This is a genomic window from Ilumatobacter nonamiensis YM16-303 (assembly GCF_000350145.1).
GTDB lineage: Bacteria > Actinomycetota > Acidimicrobiia > Acidimicrobiales > Ilumatobacteraceae > Ilumatobacter_A > Ilumatobacter_A nonamiensis.
Map to the genome: position 1 here is coordinate 1 of NZ_BAOL01000244.1, position 6,500 is coordinate 6,500.

Below are 6,500 nucleotides of genomic sequence, written 5' to 3' on the forward strand. Positions count from 1 at the left end.
GCGCACGGAGCGCCGGAACAGTTCACGAGAACGGGGTTGGGGGAGGCCCGGGGCGCGTGACCTCGGGCGCGCGTTGGTCGGTTCTCTCGGGGGGTCGTACGATGGGCTGGTCATGGCTGTCGGCTCTCGCCCTCTCGTCCCATCGCGTCTCGCGCCGGGCGGTGTCGCAGCTCACGCGCCGCGGCGCAGACCGACATCGGTGCTCGGTGCCTACATCGCGTTGACGAAGCCGCGGATCATCGAACTCCTCCTGATCACCACGATCCCGACGATGGTGCTCGCACAACAGGGATGGCCGCCCACGCGCCTCGTCATCGTCACCCTGATCGGCGGAACGCTCGCGGCGGGCGGTGCGAACGCGATCAACATGTACGTCGATCGGGACATCGACGCGCTGATGGAACGGACGCGGAATCGTCCGCTCGTCGTCGGCCTGATCGAACCGCGCAACGCGCTGATCTTCGCCGTGGCACTCGAGATCGCGGCGTTCGTCGTGCTGTGGGTCGGTGCGAACCTGTTGTCCGCCGTGCTCGCCTTCTCGGCCGCCGCGTTCTACGTCGGCATCTACACGCTCTGGTTGAAGCGCACGAGTCGACAGAACATCGTCATCGGCGGCGCCGCCGGTGCGGTTCCGGTGCTCGTCGGATGGTCGGCCGTCCAGAACTCGCTCGGCTGGGAGCCGTTGATCTTGTTCGTCGTGATGTTCCTGTGGACGCCGCCGCACTTCTGGGCGCTCGCCGTGAAGTACGCCGACGACTACAGCGCCGCCGACGTCCCCATGCTTCCGTCGGTCGCGCCGATGGCCGATGTCGTCCGCCAGATGGTCCTGTACACCGTCGGCCTGGTCATCGGCACGCTCGTGCTCTGGCCGGTCGCCGGACTCGGGCTGATCTACGGCATCACGGCGATCGTGCTCGGCGTGATCTTCATCTGGGGAACCCTCGCCCTCGGCAAGAACCCGACCGCTGCCGCGTCGATGCGCTTGTTCGGCTACTCGATCACGTACGTCACGGTGCTGTTCGGCGCGATGATGCTCGACGTGTTCGTCGAACACGGGCTGTCCTGATCGTCGGCGCCCGCCAACCGGGTGCGCACGGGCTCGGCGCTGCGAGCGCCGCCGCCGAACTCGCCCGCCGGCGCTCACTCGAGGGCAGACCGCAGCCTCGAGCGCGGCTGGTCAGCGGGGCCTTGCGCGATCGTGACGTGGCGCGCGGCACGGACCTCCCGCGAAATCGACAGGGAATTCTGGCGAAATGGCCGCGTGCAAGTAGTCTCGGGCCGTCATGACCAAGCCTCGGCTCGGACGATGACAACAGACGTCGGCACCACCGCGCCGGCACAGGACGATCAACTCAAGTGAGTCTCAACACCACATGACCACCATCGATTCCAGCCCCGACGTGGCGGGTGATTCGGCCATCGGGCGATTGCTCGCTGCCGACGCCGCGTGGCTCACCTCCAGCGACCACAAGAAGATCGGGCGCATGTTCATCGGCGCCGGCCTGCTCGGCCTGCTGGCCACGATCATCGTCAACCTGGTCATCGCGATCGAACGGGTCGATGGCGGGTCCGCCGCACTCGACACCGACTCGTGGACCCAGTTGCTCGGCAGCCAGCGCGTCGGTCTGGTGTTCGGGACCGCCCTGCCGCTCGTCGCAGGCCTCGCGATCGCCGTCGTTCCGCTCCAGCTCGGAGCGCGGGCGTTGGCCTTCCCCCGTCTCGCCGCCGCCGGCATGTACATGTGGCTCGGCGGGTTCGTCCTGTCGATCATCTCCTTGGCCGACAACGGTGGATTCGGCGGTGGCAACAGCGACATGGTCGATCTGTTCCTCGCCGCACAGGGCCTGATGGCGCTGGGGTTCACGGCGGTCGGCATCTGCCTGGCCACGTCGGTGCTCACCACGCGTGCCCCCGGCATGACGATGCGGCGGGTCCCGTTCTTCGCCTTCTCGGCCTTCGTGTTCGGCATCGGCCTCGTCCTGGTGATGCCGGTGCTCATCGGCGCCCTGATCTACCTCTTCGTCGATCACCGCAGCGGAGCCCGCGAGGCCTTCGGCGGCAACCAGGGCATCGCCACCTGGGCCGGATGGATCTTCACCCAGCCGACCACCTTCCTCTTCGCCATCCCGGTGCTCGGTTTGTTCGCCGAGTTGCTCCCGGTGACGTTCCGGAAGCGGACGCCGATGCGCGGCATCGTGTTCGCCGGCCTCGGCCTCGTCGGCGTCTCGGCGCTCGCGGCGGTCACGCAGCAGCTCCGGTTCGACGTGCCGTGGAACGGTTCGCAGCTCTACATCGGTGACGGCGACGACGTCAGCACCAAGCTGGGCGACGTCGCACCGTGGGCCTTCTTCCACCTGCTCCCCGTGCTCGGTGCCGGAATCCTCTTCCTGATGATGCTCTTCCTCGCGAAGCCGACGAAGGACGAGGACGGCAACTCCGTCCTCCCGAACGCCACCGGCGGATTCCTGTTCGCGTTCTTCGGTTTCGGCATGGTCTTCGTCGGGATGCTCGGATCGGCCATCGAGCCGATCGTCGATCTCGGCCTCATCGACACGGTGTTCGGCGAAGCGTCGCTCGTCTACGTGGCCTACGGAGTCGCACTCGGCGTGCTCGGCGGCATCGTCTACTGGGCCCCGAAGCTCTGGGGCCACGCGATCGAGATGAAGAAGGTCGCGCCGTTGGCGCTGCTCGGAGTCGCCGGCACCGTGCTCGCCGCGTTCCCGCAGTACATCGCCGGATTCCTCGATCAGCCGTCGGGGCTCGCCTACGACGACGGCGACCTGCAGATCTGGAACATTCTCACGCTCGTCGGCCAGGCGATGATGGCGCTCGCCGTCCTCGCGTTCGTCGGCCTGCTCGTGTCGACCGTGCTCGGATCCGACTCCGATGCGGTCGACGACCCCTGGGACGGCCAGACGATCGAGTGGGCGACGACCTCTCCCGCACCGACCGACAACTTCGTCGATGTTCCGGCGGTGACCTCGGCCGAGCCACTGCTCGACCTCAAGACCGCCAATGACTCGACCGACAACGCGAAAGAGAGTGCGAGCTGATGGAAGCCCTCGCCGCCGGTCCCGCGCCGGCACCGCGCAACCAACTGACCGTCGCCTCCGTGTTCGCCGCGGTCGCGATGATCATGCTCACCGGGGGCATGCTCGGCGTCTGGGCGGTCAAGCGCTCCGCCGTGGTCGACGCCGGCGAGTCCTGGCTCCCGAGCGGCGTGACCGTGCCGGAGGTTCCGACCAACGTCATCCTGATCGCGTTCCCGGCGCTGTGCTCCTTTGCCCAGTGGGCGGTGTGGGCATCGAAGCGCAACGACAAGGCGAACACCGTCTTCGCCCTGGGGACGTCGGCATTCGTCGCACTGCTGATCGTCAACGCCCAGGCGTTCGTCTGGAACCAGATGGGCGTCGTCGTGGCCGACGGCGAGTACGGCTCCATGTTCTACGCCCTCACCGGCACGTTCATGGCGCTGATGGTCGTCGGGCTCCTGCTCAGCCTCGTCAGCATGTTCCGCTATCTCGCCGGACGCACACGTGACCGCGAGATCCTCATTGCCCACGCCATCTTCTGGTACGCCATGACGGCCGTCTACACGGCCATCTGGTTCCTCGTCTACGTCACCAAGTGAGATTCCTCGACTGATGTTCACCACTGGAACGAAATTTCTCATCGGCGCCTCCGTCGTCTCACTCCTCGCGACCCTGATCTACGGGATCGGCCAGGACGGCGTGCTCGGCACCGTCGGACTCGCGTCCGCGACCGTCGGGTTGATCTTCCTGACCTCCGTCAACGCGATCCTGCGCGACTCCAACGTCTTCCTCGACGACGAGGCACCGGTCGAATCCACGGCGGCAGCACAGCCGGCTCCCGGTGCGAGCGTCTGGCCGCTCGTGTTCGCGCTCGGCACGGTCGTCGTCGCCGTGGGTCTGATCACCTATCAGCCGGTCGTCGTGATCGGCCTGATCGCGCTGGTCGTCGCCGGCGGCGAATGGGCCGTGCAAGCCTGGTCGGAGCGTGCGTCGTCCAGCGGCGAGCACAACGCCGAGGTTCGCAGTCGCGTGTCGAATCCGCTCGAGTACCCCGTCGGGGGAGCGGTCGCGGTCGGCATCATCATCTACTCGTTCAGTCGGGTGATGCTGTGGCTGTCCAAGACCAACACGGTGATCGCGTTCGGAGCGCTCGCCGCCGTCGTGGTCGTCGTCGCCTTCGCGCTCGCCCGTCGTCCGAAGCTGAACGCCGGCGCCGTCGGCGGTGGAATGGCGATCGGTGTGGTCGCCCTGGTCGCGGCCGGTGCGGTCACGGGAGCCGATGGCGAACGTGACATCCCCGAGTTCGAGACCACGTCGATCTGGCAGGAGGAAGCGATCCTGCATCCCGAGGAATACGCCGAGGGGGCGGCCGAAGGCCATCATCCCGAAGGACTGATCTGCGAGAGCCCCGAGGCGTTCCCCGAGGCCGACGAGAACGCCAGCGAGACCGTGGCGATCAAGTCGAGCATCTACGAGGTCGTCCTCAACGACTCCGGAACACTCGACTACGACGTGCCCGGCGTGGTCGGAACGAGCACCGCCGTGATGTCGCTGCCCCGCTCGAACCCGACGAACGTGATCTTCCGCAACGACTCCGACGAGGAACGGCGCCTGTCGCTCGACGTCGGCACCATGACCGTCGAGATCGAACACGGTGAGGAGGTCGAAGAGGTCGAAGCCCGCAATCAGATCTGCACCACGCTGATCGAGCCGGGCGGAGCGCAGCTGCTGACCTTCCGAGTCGACGAACCGACGTTCGCGTTCGACGGCCAGCCGAACCCGAACGGTCCGGACGACGCCGAAGGCTTCTGGTTCTTCGTGCCCGGGGTCGACAGCGCAGTCCTCGAGGTGTACGTCCCATGAGCGCACCAAATCACGATCGAACGAAACGGCGCGACTCGGACACGGCAACTAGCGTGACCGCCGTGATCTCGAAGATTTCCCGCGGTCGTGCCGCGAAGTTCACCGCGCTCGCGGCTGCCGGTGCGCTCGTCGCCGGTTGTGCCGACAACGCACCGCAGGACACGTTCCAACCCGAGGGTACGAACGCCCAACTGATCGACGACCTCGCCCGTCCGGTGTTCTACATCGCGGGCCTCGTCGGCATCATCGTCATGGCGGTCATCGCCTGGGTGGTGTTCCGCTACCGGGACCGTGGTCAGCCGATCCCCGAGCAGACGCACGGCAAGCCGGCGCTCGAGATCGGGCTCACGATCCTTCCCGCACTGATCCTCATCGGCGTCGCGATCCCGTCGGTCGGCGTCATCATGGATCTGAACGAGACCGACGACACCGAGTGCGTCGTGAACGTCACCGGCCAGCAGTGGTGGTGGGAGTTCGACTACCCGGTGCAGGACGGCTGTGTGGACGGCGGCATCACCGAACCGATCGTCACCTCCGGGCAGATGGTCATTCCGGCCGATACCAACGTGTTGATCCGTGGCACCAGCCGTGACGTGATCCACTCCTTCTGGATCCCAGCCCTGAACGGCAAGCGCGACATGGTTCCGGGACGCGTCCACAACCTGCGGATGCAGGCGAACGAGCCGGGGATCTACGCCGGTCAGTGCGCCGAGTTCTGCGGGCTGAGCCACGCCAACATGCGAATGGAAGTCGCGGCGCTGACCGACGACGGATTCGCCGCCTGGGTCGACAACCAACTCGAGGACTACACCCCGCCGGAAGAAGGCTCGCTGGCCGCCGAGGGAGAGGCGGCGTTCGTGGCCAACTGCGCACGCTGCCACCAGGTCGACGGCCTCGAGGACGCCGACGGCGTCCCGCAGGTCGCACGTCCCGACGAGCAGGTCTACTCGGGTGCCGCACCGAACCTCACCAACCTGATGACCCGCAACACGTTCGCGGGTGCCACCTTCGACCTGCTCCGCGACGAGTGCCGTGACGCCGTGTGGGAAGCCCCGTCCGACGAGTTCACCGACCGCTATCTCGAGGGGGTCACCGACGACTGCTTCGCCGAGGTCGACCTCCGCGAGTGGCTGCGTGATGCACCGGCGATGCGGCCGATGTACGCCGACCCCGAAGAACTCGAGCCCACCGACGGTCTCTACCGCGGCATGCCGTACCTCGCCCTGAGCGAGGACCAGATCGATCAGCTGCTCGCCTACCTGCTGGAGCGCAAGTGATGTCTCTGACCCACCCCCATTCGATGGGAGACCGATAGCCCATGGCCATCATCGAACGACCGACTGACGATGCGGTCGTCCCCGCCGAGCCCGACACTCCGGTCACGGCGTCATCGTCCTACGGCTACCTGCGTCGCCCGGTGGAGACCACCGGTTGGCGCTCGTGGGCGTTCACCGTCGATCACAAGAAGATCGGCATCATGTACGGCGTCGTCGCGATGTTCTTCTTCGTCGTCGGAGGGCTCGAAGCCGGCCTGATCCGCCTCCAGCTCGCCGGACCCGACGGCACGATCTTGTCGGCCGACAAGTACAACCAGATGTTCACGAT

At 66.7% G+C, this 6,500-nt stretch carries 5 protein-coding genes and 1 pseudogene; all 6 read left to right on the forward strand.

Features of this window, described 5'->3' with window-relative positions:
- The first annotated feature begins 112 nt into the window (after nucleotides 1–112).
- Nucleotides 113–1,066 carry a heme o synthase gene (locus ON45_RS18515; protein WP_083915152.1) on the forward strand — a complete coding sequence of 318 codons (954 nt, stop codon included), beginning with the start codon at nucleotides 113–115 and terminating at the stop codon, nucleotides 1,064–1,066.
- Nucleotides 1,067–1,373: 307 nt separating this feature from the next.
- Nucleotides 1,374–3,053 (forward strand): cbb3-type cytochrome c oxidase subunit I, encoded by a 1,680-nt coding sequence (locus tag ON45_RS18520; RefSeq protein ID WP_040495918.1) that lies wholly within the window; start codon nucleotides 1,374–1,376, stop codon nucleotides 3,051–3,053.
- Nucleotides 3,053–3,631 (forward strand): cytochrome c oxidase subunit 3, encoded by a 579-nt coding sequence (locus ON45_RS18525; RefSeq protein WP_040495919.1) that lies wholly within the window; start codon nucleotides 3,053–3,055, stop codon nucleotides 3,629–3,631. Before ON45_RS18520 ends, ON45_RS18525 begins: the two co-directional genes overlap by 1 nt.
- Nucleotides 3,632–3,644: 13 nt before the next feature.
- On the forward strand, nucleotides 3,645–4,895 hold the full coding sequence (locus ON45_RS18530) for a hypothetical protein (protein ID WP_040495920.1): 1,251 nt from the start codon (nucleotides 3,645–3,647) through the stop codon (nucleotides 4,893–4,895).
- A 62-nt stretch (nucleotides 4,896–4,957) separates the two neighbouring features.
- Entirely contained in the window at nucleotides 4,958–6,172 is a 1,215-nt protein-coding gene (gene coxB, locus ON45_RS21865; protein ID WP_158412516.1) for a cytochrome c oxidase subunit II, read from the forward strand.
- Nucleotides 6,173–6,213: 41 nt separating this feature from the next.
- Nucleotides 6,214–6,500 (forward strand): annotated as a pseudogene (locus tag ON45_RS18540) (cytochrome ubiquinol oxidase subunit I); the annotation flags it as partial.